Source organism: Rubripirellula amarantea (assembly GCF_007859865.1).
In the GTDB taxonomy this organism is placed as follows: Bacteria; Planctomycetota; Planctomycetia; order Pirellulales; family Pirellulaceae; genus Rubripirellula; species Rubripirellula amarantea.
Genome location: NZ_SJPI01000001.1, coordinates 3,298,807 through 3,321,354, shown reverse-complemented (window position 1 = coordinate 3,321,354; position 22,548 = coordinate 3,298,807). Strand labels below are relative to the sequence as shown.

Sequence of the window (22,548 nt, the reverse complement as noted above, 5' to 3'; positions counted from 1 at the left end):
CCACGAACACTTTCCTTAGGGCCAGATTTCCGTTTTTGGCAAAATTCCTCCGAATTGCGCAACATTCACCCAGTTTCAGACTGCAAAAAGTGCCCTAAATGCGTTGCACGCTATAGCACTGCTCTTGGAGAGCTAACATTGCCACCCTGAAAGATTTCGAGCTAGCTGGCGGTGCCACCGAGCAATGGCAGAGAAGAGGTAGCAGGGCTAAGGCTTATCGTCGAATTTCAAAGCAGGCCCAGCTTCATGTTGCTTGACATTCGCGAAGTGCCAGTGCAGGAAACAGATCGAAAACTAAATGATCTTAAACAGCTTCAACGCTCGCCTGGCCAGCATTCGTACATCAACAGGCTTGGGAACGATCGCGTTAACGCCAAGTCGAAGAAGATTGCGGCGTGTCTCTAAATCGTTCTTCGAACTGCATACGATCACGGGAAGCTCACGGACGCGCTCGTCAGGGTTGGACCTTAGTTTTTCGATCAAAGATTCACCATCCATCCCAGGCATTTCGAGGTCAGTCACGATTGCGTCGGGCCGGAAGTCGCGGATGTTGTGAAGAGCGCTCTCTCCATCGATGGCAACAATCGTTGAAAATCCAATACGATCTAGTGTGCGAACAATCAATCGCCTTGCAGCATCCGTATCATCCACAACCAGCACGGTTGGATTGAGCTCAGAACCATCGTGGTTTGTCATTCGCTTAAGCATTGTTCTGGTCCAATGCCTGAGATGGTCGTGGGTTCTGGACAGGGATTGCCGTCACCTTCTCGAGCGGTTGCCCACAGCACTGTAATTGGGTAGTGCAATCGTCGCACTGACATCCGTTTGTGATATGGATTTCAAACTCACACTTACTACAACGATACATATCGCCTGTTGTTGGACGCTCTTGAACATTCATGGCTGGTCTCCAGTTTAGTAGTCGTTGTCGTAGTCGCTTTTAGTGAAACGCTCCTGGGATTACCCGTGAGATTACCCGCACCAACCGCATGTGATCACAGTCGATCGTCGCGATGGCTAAGTCATAACGTTGCAACCGGGAGCGTGAACAAAGAATAAGCAAAGTACGTTCCACTACTTGGGAGATTCGGGTACTGGGCATTCGGGTACTGGGCATTCTGGAGCAGCCTAACAGTCACCAGTTCGCTCTAGTTCGCAGTGGGGGATGGTGCATAACGCCCACTTAGGCTCAGCGTTCTTGCTGAAAGATATCTCTTTGGTCGCTGCGACACCTGGTTGGTCGATCGACGCGCGAATGATGTTTACTTGCTAACGAGCTTGACGCGAGCGTCTTAAGGATTTGCTGCTAAATGCGGCGAAACCTCGATGGTACTGCTTCGGCATTGCCTTTGAGATAATTTCCAGATCGCTTTGGCACGGCAATCGCGTTGCATACCAAGCCAAACGCGTGACCAGTGACGTTCACCGCACGCGGCAGAACTACTTTTCACTTTTGGAGATTGCCATGTTAGGCTGGGCTTTGACGTTTCTGGTTATCGCACTCATCGCAGGAGTTCTCGGGTTCGGTGTAGTCGCCGGTACCGCTGCTTCGATTGCAAAGATTTTGTTTGTTGTATTCCTCGTCCTGTTCGTGATCGGTCTGATCATGGGCCGTCGTGGACCAGTGGTCTAATCGCCACGTTTCCCGTGTGGAACATCAAAATTTTCCGCTCGTTGATTTCAACGGAGCACCCAATTCGAAAAGCGGCGCACGTTTTTGTGTGCCGCTTTTCTCATGCACTCTGAGGTAAACCCATGGACGAGACGAACCCTGAAATTGAATCAACCTTAAACGAACTTGCCAAACTGGTTTGCGAGTCGCTGAAGGGTGAAAATCAAGATTTGATTGAGCGCCGAGACGGACTGCTAAAGTCACTGTTGATGAGCGGCTATGTGTGGAAGTCCAACGAAGGTTTGATGACAAACGTCGAGAACCGAGTGAAAGATCAATGTGGCGAGCAAGCGATGCATCGCGGCGGAGCATTGTCCTCAATCACCGGCAAGCTTGCGACCAAATTTCGCGAACTCGCCCAATGGGAATCCCGCACTCCCAACGACGACAACCCACCCAAAGCTGCCAACATTAGCTCTGCGACCGACGCGTAGGGCGGTCCATTTAATCGGAAACTAACGACATCTAGGAATTGCAAGAAACTATGAGTACGACATTAATAACAGGAAGTTCGTCGGGAATCGGCCTTGAACTCGCAAAGCAGTTTGCGAAGGACGGCAACGACGTCGTACTTGTGGCTCGAAGCGAGGACAAACTCACCGAGTTAGCTGAAACCATCCGATCTTCGTTTGGTGTTCGCGCTGATGTGATCATTAGCGATCTTTCCAAGCCTGAGGCTGTGGACCGATTGTGCGAACGTCTTCAAGACCGAGGTCTCGAGATAGAGACTTTGGTCAACAACGCTGGATTTGGTGCATTGGGAAAGTTCACCGAGTTATCAGCCGACCGACAAACTGACATGCTGATGGTGAACGTCGTTGCATTGACTAGACTAACCCGCCAACTACTCCCACAAATGATCGAACGCGGTTCGGGAGGAATTCTCAACGTCGGATCCATCGCTGCCTACCAAGCCGGGCCCAACATGGCCGTGTACTACGCCAGTAAGGCGTATGTCCTGTCGTTCACGGAGGGCTTGCGTGAAGAGGTGAAAGGGACCGGAGTGCATGTGACGTGTCTCGAACCCGGACCAACGGAATCGGGTTTCGGCGATGATTCGGGGATGGGCCGGCTCGATATGTTTTCTAAGTCAACGATGTCCGCCTTGGACGTCGCCAAAGCGGGCTATAGGGGATACCGCAACAACGAAGACATCGTCATTCCAGGCTGGCAAAACCGATTAATGGTAACTTCGACTAGCTTCTTGCCGCGGATCGTGACGCGAAAAATCGTCGCGAGAATGCAGGGCGTATAAGCCGCTGGCGATCAGTCGCTCTTGATCATCGAATCGCATGACGAACAAATTGCATGACGAACAACTTGTTCGCACGGCCAATCGAATTGGCTAATAGTATGGTGAGTGAAAGCCCAACAAAGTTCTCTATGCCGTTTCGATGCAGACTGACAGTCGGCGGCTAGGCTCTCCCGTCTTGCCCCTATATATCGCAGCTAGCAAGGGCAGGCCGAACATTCAAATCCGCCGGCTGTTTTACTCAGGAGGGCGATTCATGGGAATTTGGCGATGCTTCGTGGGTGTAATTCCTCCCGGATGTTCCACATAGATCTTCTCTCCACAGTTCGGGCAGGCTGGTGCACGGTCATCGACGGCCACACCGCAATGCGGACACGGCACCTCGTTGAGCGGACTGGCTTCGGACTTGTTTTGATTGTTCAGCGTCATGAGAGGCATTCCGGAAAGTCGGTAGATAGAACATGGAAACGACGAGATATTCGTCGCGGAGCAGTAAACCTACAAGCAACTTGTGAGCCAGAAAAAATACAGTTTCGCACATCGCGTTTTGGCCCACTGTTTGCACCCTCTGTTTTTGGTCCTCAACTGTCCGGTTCTGGATCACATCGGACGCCAACGCGCCAACTTTACTCGTTTGTGAGGTCTTGCGATTGGCACCTACGACTACTTACTACTTCCACTAACAGGATTTTCAACGATGGCAACGGCAATCAAGACACAGTTCAAGCGCGACATTCTTAAATCTGAAACTAACGAGCAAGTCACATCTCTTCTTCAAGAAAATTTGACCAACCTGATCGATCTTGCGCTGTTGATGAAGCAGGCCCACTGGAACGTCGTCGGACCGAACTTTCGCAGCATCCACTTGCAACTTGACGAAATCATCGCCACGGTGCGTGATGCAAGTGATGAGGTAGCCGAGCGTATCGTAGCACTGGGGATTGCTGCGGACGGTCGAGCATCCACGGTTAGTGAGCAAAGTGACCTGGAATCGTACCCCTACGATTTTGTCGATGTAAAAAGCACCATTACCCGCGTTGCTGATGCTACAAAGACAACGATTGATGGGCTTCGTTCAGCGATCGAAAAACTCGGCGACCTCGATCCAATCAGCGAAGACATGCTGATCGCAATTTCTGGCCCATTAGAAAAGCATTTGTGGATGCTACAGGCTCAAGAAGTCTAAATCCGCATCGAATGTTGATCGACGCGAAGACCTTTGATGGAGTCAGATTCCACTCAATTGCACTTAATTGTCCACGCTAGATTGGTTAACCGATTTCGATGAAAATGGTCGTCTATGGCCTCATCGAAATCTCAAACTATCGAAGACATCTTTCACGGCTCGTCGGGAAAGGTGTTCGCGTCACTAGCTCGCTTGCTTGGCGATCTCGACCTAGCGGAAGACGCGATGCAGGAAGCGTTTGCCAGTGCATTTATCCAATGGCCTCGTGAAGGCATCCCTGATAATCCGACGGCTTGGCTTATCTCGACAGGCCGGTTCAAGGCAATTGACCTCATTCGGCGTCAGGCTCGTTTGACTGAGCGAGCCAGCGAGATTGCGAAACGATTAGAAAACGTAAGGGGTGTCAACGAGTCAAAGAACTCCACCGCAATCGAAGATGACCAGCTAAGGTTGATCTTCACTTGTTGTCACCCGGCGATTGCCTCCGAAATTCAGGTACCGTTAACGTTGCGTGAGGTGTGTCGGCTTACTACCGAGGAAATCGCAAGCGCCTTCCTGACCACTCCCACAACGATGGCCCAGCGTTTAGTCAGGGGCAAAGCGAAAATTCGCGAAGCCGGAATTCCGATCGAGATCCCTGACCGAGATGAATTGCCCGAACGTCTCGATGGCGTCTTGGTCGTAATTTACTTGATCTTTAACGAGGGCTATTCTGCTTCCGCTGGTCAAACGCTTATCCGTGGCGATTTAACAACTGAAGCCATTCGGCTGTGTCGACTCGTCCTCGCCCTGTGTCCAGACGCTGAGGTGATGGGGTTACTCGCTCTGATGTTGCTTCACGAGTCGCGGCGAAACGCTCGCACCGACGAAGCTGGTGATATCGTGCTGTTAGACGACCAGGATCGTTCGCTTTGGGACCAGACTTTAATACGCGAAGGTCGCGAGCTCGTGGCGCAAGCGTTTGCGACACGGCATGTCGGTCCCTATACCTTGCAAGCAGCAATTTCAGCATTGCACGCCGAAGCCCCGACTGCCGACAAGACCGACTGGGTACAGATCGTTGGCCTTTATGACCTGCTAAGCCAAGTTTCGCCCGGCCCGATCGTTAAACTCAACCGAGCGGTCGCGGTCGCAATGCGTAATGGACCAGCGGCAGGCCTATTCCAAATTGATTCTCTCTTAGAACATGGCGAATTGTCGAACTATGCTTTGGCTCATTCGGCACGCGGCGAACTGCTTAGTCGCATAGGTCGGTTCAGTGACGCACGGAAGGCTTTTCAGACTGCTATGCGGTTAAGTAAGCAGTCATCGGAGCAACGTTTTCTAGCGAAGAAGCTAAGCGAGCTTGATAGTCGCAATTCCTAGTCGTGATGCACACCCGCGTTGTCGAGTGATACCCTGCTCAGGCGTGCACGGTCGATATGCGATGAATTTGTTTCTTGATCAACTGATTCAACTCGGCAGCTTCCGAAATCGCAATCACGCGTTCCATCGAGTCGATGAAATACTTTCGCACGTTCTCATCTCGGCTCGCGTAAGGCACTAGTTGTCCCAGCATCGCATCGACAAAGTCGATGTAGCCCACGGGCGAGATGATGATGCGAATGTCGCCTTCCGAATCCACCCGTTTGAGTTTGGGGAGCTGTCGGCGGGATAGCTTCACCAGACCGTCGGATAGCCAATCGATACACTGCATCGCCGTAAATGGATCGTTCACTCCAGGCGACAGGGCTCTCGTTGCTACCTCAACAAATTCATTCAGCGTGAAAAAAGCATCTTGGGTGGGCGTCCGAGAAAACCCAATGGTGAAGCCATGCTGGATTTGCTTGACGTGATCGTCGGACCAATCGTCCACCGGTGTTACTTCGACGATACGTTCGCCGAGTCTCAGAAAATCGCCTGGACGACGTAACAATCGCAATACACAGTCATTCGCTTTAGCAAATTCCAGCAGCTCGGTATCGTCTATTCCCTGCAGATAGCCGCTATGAGCAGATTCCACCGTGTGCGAGAAGTTCAGCGAACGATCTTGATCCCGTTGATCCGGATCAAGTGGGTCACCAAGCGTCTCGGGATACAGTTCGTCAAACTTCGCATCCATGTCGACAGCCAATCGCTGCAGCACTGTGCTGATGTGGATGCTGTCTGGAACATGGTGAATGAAATAGATGAGTTCTGCGACACTAGCAATCGTCAACACTAACCCAACTAGCAACGACAACTGAGGAACAAAAGCGCCCAGTTCAACGCCCAGATCGTTCGATTCGCCTCCACCACGCACCACCCGTAGAACTAACAAGCAATAGAGGAACGTTGCCACGAAGGTGCCGAGCGTGACCTGGTTGCCGCGATCACGCATGAAGTTGTCCAGTAAACGCGGTCCGAAATGCGATGTCGCGTGAGAGACAGCAAGGATAGTGAGTGAAAAAGTAACGCCGGCGACCGTGATCATCGAACCGGCGACCGTGGCCAACAGTGCTCGCGCTCCATCGGGTTGATTCATCGAAACGAACCAGAAGTCTTTCAGCCAATCGTTTCCAAAGTCGCGGTCAATCCAGATCGTGAACTGCGAAAGCAGAATCGCACCGATAACCATCAGCGAAGGAATGAACCAATAGCTGCCTTTTATCCGGTAAGTCAGTTGCTGTAGGTAGGCTCTCATGCGATGAGGTTCGCCTCACCATCGACCGTCTCATCGTCCTTCGTCGCTCGCAAAACTTCGTCTTGTTCAGTTGCCAAATCGCCTTCGCCCGCTGTCGCATCGAGAACAGGTTCTTCAACCGTCGCTTCCCGAGCTGAATGGTTCAAAACGGTATCCCGAGAATCTAGCAGTTGACCATCAAGGACTTGCGGATCTTCGCCACTTGCGGAAGCATCAACAATCCGTACCGGAACACCCTGTGGAAACACTAATTCACGTGCTTCGTCGGGCATTGTAATTTTCGCTTCCGTCAGTTTTTGCTTGGCTTGTCGGATCACGCTGCTCTTAACCTTCAATGGTGAATGTTGCCCCTGGTCGATCCAGTAGTAGGCTCGCAGATTAACCGTAGATGAACCCAATGATTCGACAACGACAATGGGTGCAGGATCGCCAATCACGGCGGAATGTTCCGTCAGTACTGTCATGACAATCTCTTGAGCTTGGGTGACGGAATCATCGAATCCAATCCCAATCGAGAATTCGTTTCGAATCAGCGGAGTCGCCGTGTAGTTGATAATCTGGCCCTTGTAGACGGTGCTATTGGGCATCTGGATTTGATTGCCTTCAAGTGTACTCAACACTGTTCCGCGAGTTGTCACCTTTCGTACGAACCCTTTGGCGCCTTCCACCTCGATCAAATCGCCAACTCGAAATGGGTGATTGAGAGAAAGCAAAATGCTGGCGAGGTAGTTCTCTGCGATATCTCGGAACGCGAATCCAAGCGCCAACCCGACTAGCCCGGTACCGCCCAGCAGCGTCACCGCTAACCGAGTCAACCCCGAAACACGCAACGCTATGTACATGCCGACGATGAACACAATCACGGCGACCACGTTCCCCGTCACCTGCCGAAGCAACGAGCTATCGATGCGGTTGGCCGTGAGCCAACGTGTGAACTTCGCCGTCGCGATCGCTAGGTAGTAGAACAAGCATCCGATCACGAAGGCTACGACTAGCAACGGAAGCACGGCAGTTGCCTCTCGCCCGAGTTGCTTCAATGATGCCACCGCGGGATCGAAATTCCACAGCGGTTGTTCCTCAACGGCAATTCGGTTGACTACCGCTACCACATCCGAAGTTTTCATCGCGGTCGCTTCGGCCCAGGCCTGGTGTTTCTTTGTGTCGGCGGTGCCATGTAGGAATGCAACGCCACGATCTACTTCAACACTGGGCGATTCAAACCACCCCGTAGCCTCCATGATTTCCTGTAACCGATCTTGAATACGGTCGTCGCTGTTGACGGGATCCACCTGGACTTCATCTGCGACTTCAACTTCCTTGCCACCGCCATTGCGGTCCGCAGTCACCTCTGCCGCGACAGCGTCCGCAGTCGGCGCTTCGTCTTGGGCCGCGCCGATTGAGTAGAAAAACGAAAAGCTCAACAGAGCGGCGATTAGAACGCAGAGCGTTTTCTTACGAAGCATGCGGAATCCTGGGGGAAGGGTTGTTTGTTCCGCGGGAACGCAAACGCTGTTCCAACACAAGATTCCGTGCGGTATGGAGTTCTATTCACTGCAATTACACATCCGATGACTGATCCGCTGCCAACTTGGTCAATGCGACAACAACCGCGATCCTGCCTAGATTGGCAACCATCACGTACATTGCAGACGAGCCAAAATCACAGCACCCACATGATTAGGGCCAACAGCCCACATACCACCGCCAGAACTGCCAAATAGCTCAAAGCGACGAGCATAAAGGGAGTGCCGGGTGCTTTTTCGTCAATTGAATGCTGATCGTCCATGATCGCATCTTTCGTTTCTTCAATGATGCCGGGTTCTTTAGACATGGTCTTGCCCTTCATAGGTTGAGGTTGAACAGAACCACACCTATACCGCAACCGCCGTACCGACACTTGTACCGACACTTGAACCAACAGTCGCCCGCGGTCTATCGCCAGCTCGCACGTACAGCTTGCAGCTTAAGTTCGCACATTGAGTTCGCACACTGATTTCGCACATTCCCGATTGGACGCATTGCCAGCTAACAACGAGCTTTCGCTACTGTCGAAACAATCTGACTCCCTAGGTGTCGTCGATTGAACTTCTTTGCGAGCGATAAACGATATACGACTAACGGCTATTGATGTACGACAAATAGATAGACGCTTGGATTGCCGACCTACCGATAAGGGCCACAAGGCGAGGCAAATCGCAACCTCGTCCAATTCAACACCGATTCGTGCTTGCGACCTCAAAGGTGTGAACCCGAGTGCGTTGGATTGATCATTTATCCGACCTTGGTATGTGCTTTGCATCGTCTCAACCATCAGACGGCACTAGCCATGACCCTTTCCTCATATTGCATCAAACAATCGGCCGTCTTGTCTGATGAACCATTAGGACACGTGACCATGTCAACCACGATCACCAATCAAAACACTCTTCTTAAAGTTGTCCTTGCGATCTTGCTGCCACCGTTGGCGGTGTTCATGGACAAAGGTATTGGAACACAGTTTTTCTTGAACGTTGTTCTGACACTGATCGGATTTTGGATCGTCGGCGTCATTCACGCGTTGATCGTTGTTCTGTAACGGGCGAACTGCCTGTAGTTCTCTCACCTGCATCCATCTACGTTTTTCTCAAACACTATTAGTTCTCATGAATACTTCCAGCCAATTCGCCTTCATCCAAACCAATCACGGAGTTACGTTTCCTCTTGTTGGCCCCGATCGAGTCAAGCAATCTGATCTTCACGAGCGGCTATCGGAACCTGTTACTCAAACTTTCAGCAGTGCAGCCACAAGTGTTAATCAATCGCAAACTTCAGCCCCGATACTTGAAGATTGATACTGTGCTTGAAGATTGATTCTGCGCGTCGGCTTTGGGCCATGAGCCACGAGCTGGGCCCAGTCCAAATCGCACCAGTTCATTTGCGATTCGTGGCGTGGTTTCAATCGAACAAGAAGCGGCTGACCATTTGGAGCATGGCCCCTTTGTCGATCGGTTTACTTAGGTAGTCGTTGCAACCACTTTGGATGCAGCGATTCATGTCCCCCTGCATTGCGTCAGCAGTCAATGCGATGATCGGCGACAAGAAGCCCATTTGGCGAAGTTGCTTCGCCGTTTCGTAGCCGTCCAAGTTTGGCATTTGCATATCTAACAAGATCAGGTCGAAATTAGATCCATTGGCCATGCGCTTCTTGACGGCTTGGATTCCAAGCAGTCCATCCTCGGCCTCGGTAATCTTCGCGCCTGCTTTGGACAGGATTTGCTTACTCAGGAAACGGATGTCGCGGCGATCATCGACAATCAATATCTCACAATCCAGTACAACGGATTCACCGTTCAAGGCGGACGAGGGCGAGGTTTCAGCTAGCGATCCCGGTTGAATCATCTCCATCCCCGGGAAATTTCCCGTGCTGAACGTCACTGTGAACTTACTTCCGCATCCCAATTTACTTTCGCACGAAATCGCCCCGCCGAGCATCGCCGCTAACCGCTGACTGATCGCGAGCCCCAACCCAGTCCCACCAAACTGCTGCGTGATTAGAGAATCAGCCTGTGTGAATGGTTGGAACAATCTGTCTTGTTGCTCGGAAGACATCCCAATCCCGGAATCAATCACATCGATTCCAAGCTTGTCATCCCGCATCGAAATCACCATTTCTACTCGGCCGTCATGCGTGAACTTCAGTGCGTTGCCTACCAGGTTGATCAAAATTTGCTTTAGCCGCTTGCCGTCACTTTCGATGATACGCGGTATCTGACCTTCGTAGCGGACTTCTAGCTCCAAGCCTCTTTCTTTGGCGCGAACTTCCATGATGCTTCGTACATCTTCAATGATTTGCTCGGGTCGAAATCGCTCTAGATCGATGTCTAACTTGCCAGCTTCGATCTTCGAAAGATCGAGAATGTCATTAATGATCTCAAGCAGGTAGTCGCCATTACGACGAATGGTGCTTAGATGGTCTCGTGCCTCTTCACTATGAATATGATCTTGTAATAGATCAGCGTACCCAAGGATTGCTGTCATCGGAGTACGGATCTCGTGCGACATGTTGGCAACAAATTCACTCTTGGACGCGTTGGCGATTTCTGCGATTCGCTTTTGCTTACGAAGTTTGGTTTCGTATTCTTTTTGCTGAGTTACATCCAGAAGCGTTCCGACCAACATCTTCATACGCTTGTTGTCGCCTTCTCCTTCGTACAATGATCGAGTTTGAACGCGTACATGGCGTACTTCGCCCGATTTCTTCAGGATCCGGTGATTGAACCAATGATCTGGCTCTTCGAGATCGTCAAGAATTTTCTGAACACTGATGCGTACTTTCTCGGCATCGGCAGGATGGACAAAGTCAGGCATATCACCGATTGCCATATCCAAATTGGAATTGGGATCAATTCCTACCAGCCGACAAAACTCGTCCGACCAATCGACGTGATTGTTGTCAATGTCGACGTGGAACATTCCAAACCCAGCAGCCCCCGCCGCGACTCTTAATCGTTCTTCGTTCAGACGTATTTCATTTTCGTATTCCTTTTGTTCGGTGATATCCCAATTGAGCCCGGCCAACTTGCATGGCTTTTCGCCCTTGGGCACACCGTCAAGGATCCAGTTGCCTACGCCTGCTAGCCATCGCAATTCACCGTCGTCGCGAATGATCCGAAACTCGGCTTTGAAGTCGCTGCCGCTGTCTCGGCTTCGAGCAATGTTGCGGTGAAGTTCAGCCAAGTCTTCCGGGTGAACCCGATCGAAAAACGCATCTCCGGTGTGAGCGATTTCTTGCTGCAGACCTACCGCACGCATCCATTCCTCGTCCCAAATGAGTTCGTTGGATATCCGATCCCAAACGAACGACCCCATCCTTGCCGCGTTCATGGCCAAAGCCAGTCGACGTCGGTTCTCGGCCAAATCCCGAACCGCCTCAACTCGATCCGTCACATCCGCGCTCGCTCCGATGTGACCGATGTAGTCGCCGGTGGACGAAAACCGAGGCTGCCCCCACGATTCGATCCATCTCCATTGACCATCGGCACGTCGCGCACGAACCTCGGCGTGAAAATTCGATCGCTCGGCAACGCAGCGAGCAAATTGGCTCAAGTAAATTTCGACGTCCGCTTCGTGCAGTAGTTTTCGCCAAGACAAGTCTTCCGTCTCGTCGGCATTGATACCGAAGAATTCACAGAAAGCTCGATTGACTACTTGATGTCGACCTAGTTCGTCGTTGGTCCACACCATCAACGGCAAGCCGTCCGTCATGGACCGAAAGTGAGATTCTCGTTGCTTCAAGTCGAGCTCGAATGCTTTCCGGTCTGTAATATCGGTCACGATCCCGGCAAATTCGCGTGGAGATTCGGTCGGTGAGTTCGCGCGACCGAACGCGCGTACCCAACGTGTTTTCCCGCTTGGCAGGTGAACCGTGTGTTCTTGGTCATAGGGACCACCGCGTTCGAAAACGTTTTCAAGGGCGCTGCCGATTCGCTCTCGATGCTCTTCCCCGATCCGCCCAACAAGATCCTCAAGAGAAGGTTTTTCGTCGGCGTTAAATCCCCAAAGCCGATTCAAATTAGAGTCAGCAAACGGCTGGTTGGTTTCGAAGTCCCACGTCCAGGATGCAACTCCGCTGACTTCCATCGCGAGGTCCATCTTGACCTTTGCCTGAGCGAGTTCAGCTTGATTGGCCAGGAGTCGGTCTTGGCTTTCCTTCAAGTCCGTCACATCCGTGAACGTAACCACGATGCCTCTGCTTTGGCCACTTTGATCTTGATAGGGTAATACTCGGCGGATGTAGGTTCGCCCATTAGTTCCTAGAACGGTGTGCTTAACCGGGTTTTCACCATCAAGAACGCTTGCGTCGGGAAGCGCGGGCATTTCTTGGACATAGGGCACCAACTGGGTAAGCGGCCTGCCGATGTCGGTTGGAATTAGCCCGTAGAGATCAGTCGCGGCCGGCGTGAAGCTGCGGATTGAGTAATCCTCGTCTAGGAAAATCGTCGCGATCCGAGTACTTCGCAACAAGTTTTCGAGATCGCTGTTCGCTCGTGCGACCGCTTCGCTGCTGCAAAGAATCTCTTCTTTGGATGACTCTAACTCTTCGTTGGCCGATTGCAGTTCCTCGTTCATCGACAACAGTTCTTCGTTGGACGACTTCAATTCTTCGTTGGCCGCTTCCATCTCCTGCATCGAATTTTCGAGATCGTCACGAGCCGTTGCCAGTTCGCGTTCAAGTTGTTCGACCATGACCTCCATGTCGGTCGCTGAACTTGTCAGTACATTAGCCGTTTCGGATTCGTCGTCGCTTGCGCCATTGGCGTCTTTGCGATTCCCGATCCCTTCAATCGGTAGACCAACGTCATGGAAAACCACAAGAAATAGCCCGCTGTCTTCGCCGATCCGCATCATCGGTTGAACGGTGATCATAACGGGTTGTTTGCCCTCGTCGGTTTCAACGGACAGGTTCTCATGCACGATGCGCCGACGTTTGGCTTTCGCTTCCAGAAGGGCCGCACGAAGACCGATTCGCAAGCCGCGACGGGCCATTTTGACGATCCGGTTCGAAAACGCTCCTTCACCGGTCGACAAGTACTTGTTCATTTCCCCCGACGAACAAATCACGTGTCCGTCTTCATCAACCACTACTGACTTGGGTGCAAACTCATCCAAGATGATTCGCTGCATGATTTGAACAGCGTCTGTCTTATCATCGTCCAAAGAGGAACTTCCCAGTGGATGGTAAGACCCGACCGCTGGCACTTTCGATACGGCCTGAGGCGTTTTACCAATCGCAGTTCCTTTGCGCTGGCTGATTCGATGCTTCTCGTTGACGCTACGAAACAATTCTTTGTGCGAAGTCATGCTCTCGCTTGGCCCCAAAAACAAATAGCCGCCCGGACGCAACGCATAGTGAAACAGCGGTATCAGTTTCTTCTGCAGATGAGGACCGAGGTAGATCAGCAGATTGCGACACGAAACCAAGTCCTGACGCGAAAAGGGCGGGTCGCTGATCAAATTGTGGGGCGAGAACAAGACGCTCTCGCGGATCTCTTTCTTGACGTGGTAGCGTTTGCCTTTCTTAACGAAGAACCGATCCAGACGCTCTTCGGATACATGATCGACAATTCCGATGGGGTAAGACCCTTTGCGTGCTATGTCTAGCGCACGGACATCAATGTCGCTGGCTACGATCTGAACGGCGTAATCACCCTCGATCGTATCGAGGTGCTCACGGCACAGAATGGCCATCGTGTAGGCTTCTTCGCCCGTCGCGCAGCCAGGGATCCAGATCCGTACCGGATCATTAGATTGCCGCCGCAGAAACAATTTGGGAATGACCTGCTTGGCCAATTCTTCAAATGAATCAGGATCGCGAAAGAACGCCGTGACGCCGATCAGTAACTCACGAAACAGCGATCCCGCTTCGTCGGGATCGTTTTGCACTTGTTCAACATAGCGACGCACTTGCGAGATTTTCAAAATCTGCATCCGCCGATGAATTCTTCGTCCGAGCGTGCTGATCTTGTAATGCTGAAAGTTATGTCCCGTGACTCGCAGAAGCTGTTCGGTAATCTTAGGGATCGCTTGCTCGATGGTGTCCATGTGAGCGGTGGTTTGCATCAAGCCTTTGGATTGCTCAAGATACCGAGCGTACTTGATCAGTTCCGCCGCGATGTCGGCCGGCGGCAGGACGTGATCAGCAACGCCAGTGGTTGCCGCATTCCGAGGCATTGAATCAAACTTTGCTGACGCAGCGTCTTGGGCGAACGTCATCCCGCCACAATCGCTAATCGCTTTCAAACCGAGTGTGCCATCGCTTCCCGCCCCCGACAACACAACTCCCAATCCGCGTTCACCCTGATCATCAGCCACGGAGTGAAAAAACTGGTCAATCGAGGCAACATGTCGATCAGCATCATCGGATTCTTCGGGCACCAAGAAACCCTTTCGCAACGTCAGCAGAATTCCCGGCGGAGCAAGGTAAATCGTGTTGAGCTTGACCTTGGTTCGAGCGGTTACTTCTTTGATCGTCAGCGATGTGCTGGCGGCTAACAAGTCAACGAGTAATGATTTTGATGCCGCATCAAGATGCTGGATGAATGCAACGGCAAACCCTGGAGTTTCCCCTAGCGCTTTGACAAATTCGGTGAAAGCCTCCACACCACCTGCTGAAGAACCAACGGCGACGACAAGTGGCCGTGCTGACTTACTCATTCGATGAATGCTGGGTTAGAGTTCGGTGCAACTTTGCCGCACGTTCGGATCGCATTTGACGTAGTTCGTCCGCCGTTACGGACTGGGTGAACTTAGCCGCCATTTGGATTAGCTTTGCATGGTCGATGGGTTTGGAGAGATAGTCATCGCAACCACCGTTAAGGCATTTATCGCGATCACCCTTCATTGCGTCGGCAGTCAACGCGACGATGGGCCATTCGATACCAGCGGACCGAAGTTCAGCGACCGCCTGCATGCCGTCAACATTGGGCATTTGCATGTCCATGACCACTAGGTCGAAAGGTTTGCCAGCGTCACGAGCGGCAATCGCCATGTCGATTCCCTCTTGTCCATCTTCCGCCGTCGAAACCGTCGCACCAGCCTTCTCTAAGAAGTGCTGGCTAATGTGGCGGACGTCTCTTCGGTCGTCGACGACGAGAATCCTACCGGTAAGCTTAGGTGTTTCGGCAAGCAGATCTCGAGGTTCGCTTGATTTCACCAACAAATCAGGTTTGACCAGTTCCAATTCACCGATCGAGGAGACCGGTAAATGAACGTAGAACGTACTTCCCTCGCCTACCTTGCTTTCTAACTCCATTTTCCCGTTCAGCATTTGCACCAATCGCTGGCTGATTGCCAAACCCAAACCGCTTCCACCATATTGCCGCGTGACGGACGAATCGCCCTGTGAGAACGGTTTAAACAATCGGTCTATCTGATCTGGTGACATGCCGATGCCAGTGTCGATGATTGCAAATTCGATCAATGGCGTTTCATCGCCTTCAATGAACTTCACCTTCAAACGCACTTCGCCTTCGTCGGTGAACTTGATTGCGTTGCCGATCAGATTGATAAGCACTTGCCGCAGTCGCGTGGGATCCGTTTTGATCGTGTGCGGAATATGGCCTTCAAAATCGACCTCAAAGATGACCTTCTTTTCCTCCGCACGAACCTGCATCAACGATTCGATGTCGGCTACAAGATGAGGCAATGCCACCGGCTCTTCCTCAACGTCCATCTTGCCCGCTTCGATGCGAGACAAATCCAATATGTCGTTGATCAATTCCAACAGGTGTTCGCCATTGCGTTTCATGATCAAGACGCAATTGCGATTATCCGGGTCTTTCAAGTGACCAAGCAACACGTCTGCATAACCCAGAATTGCAGCCATGGGCGTTCGTATCTCATGAGACATGTTGGCCAAGAACTCACTCTTGGACTGACTCGCCGCTAAAGCCGCTGCTTCACTCTGTTTGAGTCGTCGCTCAGTTTCCTTGCGCTGGGTGATATCCTGAACCACTGCGCTGATCGAATGAATGACTCCATCCTCGCCTTTCAAAGGATAGTAACTAGCTAACCAAGTACGGCGTTTCGACGACGCGTCCGTGGTCCCCGTAATTTCATTGTCTAGCTGGGCTTCCCCCGTCTTCAAAATTCGCTGATAGAAACGCTCAATCTTTTGCCCTAAATCGGGCAACACGTCGCGAATTCGTTTTCCCAGGTGAGCTTCGCGCGACAGTCCATGAATGTCTGCCAATCGATCATTGATTCGTATGTAACGCAGGTCTGGTCCGACAAGTGACATCCCGACCGGCGCGGCTTTGTACATCAAATCCATTTCGCTCTTCTGGCTCAGCAGTTCTGCTTGCGAGGCCAACAAATCACGTTCTACCTTTTGCCGATGAATAATCTCTTTCTTCAAACGTTCATTCGTATCGGCGAGCGATGGATAGTGCATCACCAACGGTAGGTATCGAATTAACGCTATCACGGTGCCCCAAGACACGATCGCGGTAAACAATTTCATCAGCCCGGAAATACGGTAGATCGGATAGTAGAAAATGACAGCTTCGATCAGGTGAACGGTTCCGCATGCCGAAATGAATGCAGCGAATAACCAAAAGATTCTCTTGAATGGGAAATCACGACGCTTGCGTGCGAAGTAAACCAACACGATCGGAATCGCGTAGTACGCAGCAAACGTCGCAAGATCGCTACCGATGTGAAGCCAACCTAGAAAGTCTGACCAATTGCCACACTGCCAACGGGCCGGGAAGTCCCCGGTATCAAAGAACTTGACAAGGAACTCGCTCATGAGGGCATTCGCTCCTTGATGATCTCACCAAGAAACTTCTCGAGATCCTTCGGTTCATAGTAGCGATATCCGGTCACCGGATGCCGTGTCGCGACTAATCGACCAGCACGATCCCAGTTCCGTAATGTCTCGGCGGAAACGCCGAGATACTTCGCTGCTTGTCCGACTCGCATCATGCCATGCAGTCGCGTTACTTGGTCTTGAACGTTCATTTGCATCACCTTCCAACCTTACAAAGCTGAGTACCCGACGGATTGGATAGCCGCAGTCAACCAATGTCAACGACACGGTCAAAGAACGTTCATGTTGGTCGACCACGCTCCAGTTTTGCGTAGCGAGACTGCATTTTGAGGGTTTTGACTCGCGTCCTATCCCGCGGCACAGCAATTGCGTTCACTCCATTCAACCACCGCACGAAGGGCGGCGGGAGTTCCCGAAGCATTCCAACCCGAGACATTCCAATGGGCGATGCCGGAAACGATGAAGCGACCCACAAACGCCGCGTTACTTATCACCCGAGATGAAGAGAAACAATCATGCGATCCGCTCGAGATCTCGTCCATCTGTTCTTAATCACAGCCGCATTGACGATCGGCTTTATCACATTGGGATGCGATCAGAGAGAAACCATTCTCGACGTTGACACCCCCGATGGCGATGTCGTGGTCGAGCGTGACCGAGACGACGGAAGCATCTCGGTAGACGTAAACGAATAGGCGTTAACGAATAGGCATTCCCTATACAAATTTACGACGACATCTCTATGAGTTCTTCCCTGTGAGTTCTCAGGTGCGGCAACCTTGTTCCAATCTTGCCGCATCCTTCGGACTTCTCGTTCTTTTTACTTCGACATCGCTATCTATTTAACCATCCTGCAAACCGAACAGCACGCTCGCACTCTATGAAAACTGGTACCTGTCGATGCGGCAATCGCATTTTCTTCAATAACCATCAGTGCTTGTCTTGCAATGCTAAGCTTGGACGCTGCACATCTTGTAACTCCCTGACAAGTTTGTCGATCAAAGGCAACTCAACCCACTGCGATACCTGTGGAACCCAGGCTCACGCTTGCATCAACCATGCTCATGGGGTGTGCCATTCTTACAATGCGGAACTGAACGCGCTGTGTCGTTGGTGCGAATACACAGACGTTATTCCCCCGCTCAGCAAACCTGACAGCATCCATCGCTGGGCGGCCATCGAGTCGGCTAAGCGAAGGTTACTACATCAACTCGAAGACCTTGGATTTCCGCCTTACGTTGCCGACACTCACCAAACCCATCCGCTTCGCTTTGCATTTCTTGAGGACACCGTCAACGAGAATGGCGAACTCGAGAAAGTTACCACCGGTCATGAAAACGGCTTAATCACCATCAACATGGCGGAAGCGGACAGCGTTCATCGAGAGCGGCAACGTGTACGTCTCGGCGAACCGCAACGGACATTGATTGGGCATATGCGGCACGAAGTGGGGCATTACATCGACTGGGCCTGGGCAAGTCGTGTCGCCCCCCAGCGATACTATGATCTCTTCGGCAACCCAGATTTGGTAGATTACACCGAAGCCATGGAACGCCACTACGAACAAGGTCCACCGGCAAATTGGGCAGCCAACCACGTTAGTGCTTACGCCACAATGCACCCGTGGGAAGATTTCGCCGAAACGGTTAACGTGTACTTAGATATCACGGCGATCGCAACAACGGCGTGTGACCTATCTCAAAGAAAACTTGATCTCTCGGCAAAAGCGGATGCCGAACAACTCGTGTCCTCGGTTCTAGACATTGTGATCGAAGTCAGCGAGTACAACTTTGACCTGGGTCTACTGCCATTACTCCCCGAACGGTTGTCGCCGGCGGTGATTGAAAAACTTTCTTACGTCCATTCGCTACGAAGCATGACACTCGCGCCTGAGATGGCGACTACGATGCCAGCTTCCCAATAGGATTTCCACTGATGAATCAAATTTTTGTCGGTAGTCGGCTTCGATATACCGTGAACACCCCCACAACGTTTCTACTCAATGTGTCGGTGGCTCAAAACTGCTATCAAGCCACTACCGAAGAGTCGATTGAGGTGCATCCCTTTCACAAGGTGGAAGAGTGCGCTGTCGGACCGCTTGGCAATCGACTGCTTCGCTTAAATGCGATGCCTGGTGACTTAACAATTCTTTATCAAGCAACGGTTGAACTGCACGCAGAAGAAGTTGACTCGTCAAACGTTGGCGAAGTCAACTACGAAAACCTTCCGGCCGATGTGTTGACCTACCTGAACCCCAGTCGTTACTGCGAGTCCGATAAGTTGTTTCGTTTTGCCGCGGAGGAGTTTGGTGGTCTTGTGCCGGGTTATTCGCGTGTCACGGCAATCTGCAATTGGACGTTTGAGCATTTGACGTACACACCGGGCAGCACTGGACCGACCACCACCGCATGCGACGTACTTTTGCAACGCAGCGGCGTGTGTCGTGATTACGCTCACGTAGCCATTAGTCTTTGCCGTGCGATGGGGATCCCCGCACGTTACGTCTCTGGGTATGCGGTCAATCTGCAGCCGCCGGACTTCCACGGCTTCTTTGAAGCATTCCTGGAAGGCCGTTGGTTCCTGTTCGATGCAACGCGTTTGGCTCCTGTCGGCGGTTTCGTTCGCATCGGTACCGGTCGCGATGCGGCCGACGTCGCGTTTTCGACGATTCGTGGAGATGCGCAAAGCGTCGAAATGGAAGTCTGGGCGGACGAACAACAACAAGGCGATCACTTGCTAGATCCCGACAACGTTCAAACCGCCATCAGTTCGGCATAGCGAAGATTTTCAATTCCGAGCTTCCGCAAGAACTGTCAACATGATCCGCCGCATCCTTCTCCTGCCTGTCGAAATCCTAGCCTCGCTCTTCACAGGCATGGTGATGTGGATGGCTTCGCGTGCAAATCGTGCGGAGCTTGACTCGACTAACCTTGACCCGTCGAACCTCGAATCGTCGAACCTTGACTCGTCGAACTCTAGTTCAGCAGAACCGGACCCGAGCAATAAACCGCGTGGAACCTGACTCGGCGTTCGCACTGGGCGAGTGCGTTCTATCTGAATGCGTTCATGCCAAGGCTAGGAATGCACGACACCCGGTTTCGGTGTTGGACAGGCGATGCGATCTTGATGGGATGTGCTTTTGATTGGCGACTCGTGCCTCAAGGTCGCAGTGGTCTTGTGGTTCGCGGTTGAGTCGCCGACGATTGGGGCCGTTGTATTTTAACGTTCCCACGTCGTATTGATTTCAATCGCCATATTCAATCTCAAAAGCTACGTCCCATGCGAGAAACAGGTCCCACCGTAGAGCCATCTAGCGCACCAGCATCGGCCGAAAATGTCGCGAGCGACCAAGAATCTAACCTTGATACCCTGAGCGATTCCGGCAGCGTCGTATTCAAACGACCGCGCAAACGAAGAGCCGGAAAGTTGATCATGGTTGCCCGGCGAGCCCACCTGTATTTGGGACTTTTCCTGCTTCCCTGGGTCATGCTCTACGGAGTCACGGGGCCGATGTTTACTCACCAGGGGCTGTTTCCGGATGTCGAAATCAACCCCGTTCCGGCAAGCATCGTGTCCAGCACGCCGATGGCCGAGTTCCCAAGTCCTGAACAATTGGCGGACCAGATCGTCGTCGCACTGCGTGAGCAAAGCGACGCCGAAATTCGACTGAACGAAAATCACGAAGCCGCCTTCACCAACTGGCCGATGTTCGTGACCAACCACCAGGGAAAGAATCACGTCGTCCGGCTCAACCCACTGGTTCAGCAAGCAGAGATTGTCAGTCGCGATCAGAAGCCACCTGCCAAACGGCTGATTCCGGCCGTGAAGTCGATCAAGCTTGATCGTGCACCGTCGTCACTGGCTCGACAGTCCGCATCCATGATCTTGCCGCAAGTCGGAATCGAACACACTGGTGAACTAAAGATGCATGGATGGACCAAACTGAACTTCCTGGCCGAAGTTGACGGCGAGCCCGCTCGAATCACGTACGTGCTTAATGATGGTCATGTCGATGTCACTCGGTTGGAAGGTACCGGTATGAACATGCGAGAATTCATGATGCGGTTGCATACCGTGCATGGACAATCACCCCATTGGAATGCGAGGTTTTTCTGGACCTTACTCGCTGACCTTATGGGGATCGCCATGGTGTCGTGGGCGATCACCGGTTTGGTCATGTGGTGGCAAATCAAACGCACTCGGCGCTGGGGCGCCGTGGTGATTGGCGGCAGTTTGTTAACAGCGGTGACCTTGTACTTCAGCATGCAGTACTTCTACACGACAACGATGCTGTAGCAGCGATACTTTGAAAACAATGCTGCGGAAATGATGCAGCGGAAACAATGCTGTGCAAGAGCAACAAGCTAGTCTTTGGGAAACGGTCGCAGTCCGAGCAACATCTCGGCTCTTTCAGATAAAGGTTTCGCCGCGAGCGTTTGATTGGTGTGCGGGGCCAAATGCTCAGCAACCAATGCATAGACAGCCTGACGGTCTTGGCTGGTGTCCACTTCGACGCATTTCCCTTTGCTTCGAAAAAGTTCAACGGTGGGGAGCGTTTCTTCCTTAAAGGTATCAAACCTCTGCTTAAGACTGACGACATTGTCATCGCTGCGTCCAGTGTATTTCGCTCGGCTTAAAATCCGCTTTTCCAAAACGGCATAAGGGCATTCGAAATACAACATCTTTGGCAGTTCCGAATCGCGACCAAAGATTTCGTACCAGCCTTCTAAGTTGCCAAGTGAACGAGGAAACCCGTCCAGCAAAAAGTTGTTCTTGCCAGTCGTCCGGGTAATCCTTTCCATCGCACCGCGAAGAATGGCAACGACAATATGATTGGGAACCAATTTCCCAGCGGTCGTGAATTCCCGGATAGTTGCCGCGTTCGGTCCGCCGCCGTCCAGTTCCGTACGCAAAAGATCACCCGCGGATAGGTGAGTCCAACCAAGTTGCGATTGGGCAAGTTCGCACATAGTCCCTTTGCCGGCGCCAGGCCCGCCGAGGACAAATACGACGTTCGGGTGAGGACACGGTTCTCTTGGGTCATAGTGATGCAAGACCACATTGGGAGCCGGTGCAACGCCCTTCTTATACACGTGCCATGCTCTATCGGTCGGCGGCAATTCTTCGTCGCCAGTAATATCGTAGGCCAGATGCCCATCAAGTCGACAAATGCGCCACGACTGATAGCTATTAGAATAAGAAAGCGCTGGGCTACGAGCCGACTTACCGTCTGCCCGATCCCATGCCATTTTGCCGTTCCAATAGCCCGGACTCGATACCGTGCCCGATTCTGACTTGGTCGGCGGAGCCGTGGATGGAACAAAAAGGCCGTCCACCTCGGGAAGTCCAGCCCCCGAAACCTCCACATAGAAAGTATTCGGGGGAAGCTGTGCCTTGTCATCCATCAGAATTGGTACCCGAGCATCAAAAGGTTTCGGTCGTCAACGAAAGCCGTGATCATAGCCCC

The 22,548-nt window shown here is 52.0% G+C and carries 19 protein-coding genes; 10 read left to right on the top strand and 9 right to left on the bottom strand.

Annotated elements, in window-relative coordinates:
* Nucleotides 1-294 precede the first annotated feature (294 nt).
* The gene (locus Pla22_RS12215) at nt 295-696 is read right to left on the bottom strand and encodes a response regulator (RefSeq protein ID WP_242631963.1); all 402 of its coding nucleotides are present in this window, start codon (nt 694-696) and stop codon (nt 295-297) included.
* A 769-nt stretch (nt 697-1,465) separates the two neighbouring features.
* On the opposite strand from Pla22_RS12215, the gene Pla22_RS12205 reads away from it, so the two are divergent.
* The 3 genes from Pla22_RS12205 to Pla22_RS12195 all read left to right on the top strand — a co-directional run bounded on the left by Pla22_RS12205 (nt 1,466) and on the right by Pla22_RS12195 (nt 2,927).
* Complete coding sequence (locus Pla22_RS12205; protein ID WP_146514861.1) at nt 1,466-1,633, top strand: DUF1328 domain-containing protein; 168 nt, start codon at nt 1,466-1,468, stop codon at nt 1,631-1,633.
* 122 nt (nt 1,634-1,755) lie between these two features.
* Nucleotides 1,756-2,106, top strand: coding sequence for a hypothetical protein (locus Pla22_RS12200; protein ID WP_146514860.1), 351 nt, complete (start codon nt 1,756-1,758; stop codon nt 2,104-2,106).
* Nucleotides 2,107-2,156: 50 nt separating this feature from the next.
* Nucleotides 2,157-2,927 (top strand): SDR family NAD(P)-dependent oxidoreductase, encoded by a 771-nt coding sequence (locus tag Pla22_RS12195; RefSeq protein WP_146514859.1) that lies wholly within the window; start codon nt 2,157-2,159, stop codon nt 2,925-2,927.
* 234 nt (nt 2,928-3,161) lie between these two features.
* Here the strand turns inward: Pla22_RS12195 and Pla22_RS12190 are convergent, their stop codons facing one another.
* The gene (locus Pla22_RS12190; protein ID WP_146514858.1) at nt 3,162-3,353 is read right to left on the bottom strand and encodes a zinc ribbon domain-containing protein; all 192 of its coding nucleotides are present in this window, start codon (nt 3,351-3,353) and stop codon (nt 3,162-3,164) included.
* A gap of 268 nt (nt 3,354-3,621) precedes the next feature.
* On the opposite strand from Pla22_RS12190, the gene dps reads away from it, so the two are divergent.
* Together dps and Pla22_RS12180 are read left to right on the top strand one after the other, a co-directional pair.
* Nucleotides 3,622-4,110 (top strand): DNA starvation/stationary phase protection protein Dps, encoded by a 489-nt coding sequence (dps, locus tag Pla22_RS12185; protein WP_146514857.1) that lies wholly within the window; start codon nt 3,622-3,624, stop codon nt 4,108-4,110.
* A 114-nt stretch (nt 4,111-4,224) separates the two neighbouring features.
* A complete protein-coding gene (locus tag Pla22_RS12180; RefSeq protein ID WP_146514856.1) occupies nt 4,225-5,475 on the top strand; it encodes an RNA polymerase sigma factor in 1,251 nt (416 codons plus the stop codon).
* A gap of 37 nt (nt 5,476-5,512) precedes the next feature.
* On the opposite strand, the gene Pla22_RS12175 is transcribed toward Pla22_RS12180, so the two are convergent.
* The 3 genes from Pla22_RS12175 to Pla22_RS25220 form a co-directional block, all read right to left on the bottom strand.
* Nucleotides 5,513-6,772 (bottom strand): DUF2254 domain-containing protein, encoded by a 1,260-nt coding sequence (locus tag Pla22_RS12175; RefSeq protein WP_146514855.1) that lies wholly within the window; start codon nt 6,770-6,772, stop codon nt 5,513-5,515.
* A complete protein-coding gene (locus Pla22_RS12170; RefSeq protein ID WP_146514854.1) occupies nt 6,769-8,235 on the bottom strand; it encodes a mechanosensitive ion channel domain-containing protein in 1,467 nt (488 codons plus the stop codon). The genes Pla22_RS12175 and Pla22_RS12170 overlap by 4 nt, the downstream gene beginning before the upstream one ends.
* A gap of 197 nt (nt 8,236-8,432) precedes the next feature.
* Nucleotides 8,433-8,603, bottom strand: a complete 171-nt coding sequence (locus Pla22_RS25220; RefSeq protein WP_165440617.1) for a hypothetical protein — start codon at nt 8,601-8,603, stop codon at nt 8,433-8,435.
* Nucleotides 8,604-9,167: 564 nt separating this feature from the next.
* Between Pla22_RS25220 and Pla22_RS12165 the strand changes: the two genes are divergently transcribed.
* Nucleotides 9,168-9,347 carry a YqaE/Pmp3 family membrane protein gene (locus tag Pla22_RS12165; protein WP_146514853.1) on the top strand — a complete coding sequence of 60 codons (180 nt, stop codon included), beginning with the start codon at nt 9,168-9,170 and terminating at the stop codon, nt 9,345-9,347.
* 359 nt (nt 9,348-9,706) lie between these two features.
* Here Pla22_RS12165 and Pla22_RS12160 read toward each other — a convergent pair whose 3' ends face one another.
* The 3 genes from Pla22_RS12160 to Pla22_RS12150 are packed head-to-tail and all read right to left on the bottom strand — an operon-like array spanning nt 9,707 to nt 17,272.
* Complete coding sequence (locus tag Pla22_RS12160) at nt 9,707-14,965, bottom strand: CheR family methyltransferase (protein ID WP_146514852.1); 5,259 nt, start codon at nt 14,963-14,965, stop codon at nt 9,707-9,709.
* On the bottom strand, nt 14,958-17,060 hold the full coding sequence (locus tag Pla22_RS12155; protein WP_146514851.1) for a PAS domain-containing sensor histidine kinase: 2,103 nt from the start codon (nt 17,058-17,060) through the stop codon (nt 14,958-14,960). The genes Pla22_RS12160 and Pla22_RS12155 overlap by 8 nt, the downstream gene beginning before the upstream one ends.
* Nucleotides 17,057-17,272 carry a MerR family transcriptional regulator gene (locus Pla22_RS12150; RefSeq protein ID WP_146514850.1) on the bottom strand — a complete coding sequence of 72 codons (216 nt, stop codon included), beginning with the start codon at nt 17,270-17,272 and terminating at the stop codon, nt 17,057-17,059. Before Pla22_RS12150 ends, Pla22_RS12155 begins: the two co-directional genes overlap by 4 nt.
* 324 nt (nt 17,273-17,596) lie before the next feature.
* Between Pla22_RS12150 and Pla22_RS12145 the strand changes: the two genes are divergently transcribed.
* The 4 genes from Pla22_RS12145 (at nt 17,597) to Pla22_RS12130 (ending at nt 21,377) form a co-directional block, all read left to right on the top strand.
* The gene (locus Pla22_RS12145; protein ID WP_146514849.1) at nt 17,597-17,776 is read left to right on the top strand and encodes a hypothetical protein; all 180 of its coding nucleotides are present in this window, start codon (nt 17,597-17,599) and stop codon (nt 17,774-17,776) included.
* Between the two features lie 185 nt (nt 17,777-17,961).
* Nucleotides 17,962-19,005, top strand: a complete 1,044-nt coding sequence (locus tag Pla22_RS12140) for a putative zinc-binding metallopeptidase (protein WP_146514848.1) — start codon at nt 17,962-17,964, stop codon at nt 19,003-19,005.
* 11 nt (nt 19,006-19,016) lie between these two features.
* Entirely contained in the window at nt 19,017-19,859 is an 843-nt protein-coding gene (locus Pla22_RS12135; RefSeq protein ID WP_146514847.1) for a transglutaminase-like domain-containing protein, read from the top strand.
* Between the two features lie 501 nt (nt 19,860-20,360).
* Nucleotides 20,361-21,377, top strand: a complete 1,017-nt coding sequence (locus tag Pla22_RS12130) for a PepSY domain-containing protein (protein WP_146514846.1) — start codon at nt 20,361-20,363, stop codon at nt 21,375-21,377.
* 68 nt (nt 21,378-21,445) lie between these two features.
* On the opposite strand, the gene Pla22_RS12125 is transcribed toward Pla22_RS12130, so the two are convergent.
* Nucleotides 21,446-22,486, bottom strand: a complete 1,041-nt coding sequence (locus tag Pla22_RS12125) for a nucleoside monophosphate kinase (RefSeq protein WP_146514845.1) — start codon at nt 22,484-22,486, stop codon at nt 21,446-21,448.
* Between the last annotated feature and the right edge of the window lie 62 nt (nt 22,487-22,548).

Coding starts and splice junctions, on each gene's coding strand:
- Pla22_RS12155 (WP_146514851.1), bottom strand. CDS start 17,060: ATGAGCGAGTTCCTTGTCAAGTTCTTTGATACCGGGGACTTCCCGGCC.
- Pla22_RS12150 (WP_146514850.1), bottom strand. CDS start 17,272: ATGAACGTTCAAGACCAAGTAACGCGACTGCATGGCATGATGCGAGTC.
- Pla22_RS12160 (WP_146514852.1), bottom strand. CDS start 14,965: ATGAGTAAGTCAGCACGGCCACTTGTCGTCGCCGTTGGTTCTTCAGCA.
- Pla22_RS12140 (WP_146514848.1), top strand. CDS start 17,962: ATGAAAACTGGTACCTGTCGATGCGGCAATCGCATTTTCTTCAATAAC.
- Pla22_RS12135 (WP_146514847.1), top strand. CDS start 19,017: ATGAATCAAATTTTTGTCGGTAGTCGGCTTCGATATACCGTGAACACC.
- Pla22_RS12145 (WP_146514849.1), top strand. CDS start 17,597: ATGCGATCCGCTCGAGATCTCGTCCATCTGTTCTTAATCACAGCCGCA.
- Pla22_RS12190 (WP_146514858.1), bottom strand. CDS start 3,353: ATGACGCTGAACAATCAAAACAAGTCCGAAGCCAGTCCGCTCAACGAG.
- Pla22_RS12215 (WP_242631963.1), bottom strand. CDS start 696: ATGACAAACCACGATGGTTCTGAGCTCAATCCAACCGTGCTGGTTGTG.
- dps (WP_146514857.1), top strand. CDS start 3,622: ATGGCAACGGCAATCAAGACACAGTTCAAGCGCGACATTCTTAAATCT.
- Pla22_RS12200 (WP_146514860.1), top strand. CDS start 1,756: ATGGACGAGACGAACCCTGAAATTGAATCAACCTTAAACGAACTTGCC.
- Pla22_RS12130 (WP_146514846.1), top strand. CDS start 20,361: ATGCGAGAAACAGGTCCCACCGTAGAGCCATCTAGCGCACCAGCATCG.
- Pla22_RS12170 (WP_146514854.1), bottom strand. CDS start 8,235: ATGCTTCGTAAGAAAACGCTCTGCGTTCTAATCGCCGCTCTGTTGAGC.
- Pla22_RS12125 (WP_146514845.1), bottom strand. CDS start 22,486: ATGGATGACAAGGCACAGCTTCCCCCGAATACTTTCTATGTGGAGGTT.
- Pla22_RS12175 (WP_146514855.1), bottom strand. CDS start 6,772: ATGAGAGCCTACCTACAGCAACTGACTTACCGGATAAAAGGCAGCTAT.
- Pla22_RS12195 (WP_146514859.1), top strand. CDS start 2,157: ATGAGTACGACATTAATAACAGGAAGTTCGTCGGGAATCGGCCTTGAA.
- Pla22_RS25220 (WP_165440617.1), bottom strand. CDS start 8,603: ATGTCTAAAGAACCCGGCATCATTGAAGAAACGAAAGATGCGATCATG.
- Pla22_RS12205 (WP_146514861.1), top strand. CDS start 1,466: ATGTTAGGCTGGGCTTTGACGTTTCTGGTTATCGCACTCATCGCAGGA.
- Pla22_RS12165 (WP_146514853.1), top strand. CDS start 9,168: ATGTCAACCACGATCACCAATCAAAACACTCTTCTTAAAGTTGTCCTT.
- Pla22_RS12180 (WP_146514856.1), top strand. CDS start 4,225: ATGGCCTCATCGAAATCTCAAACTATCGAAGACATCTTTCACGGCTCG.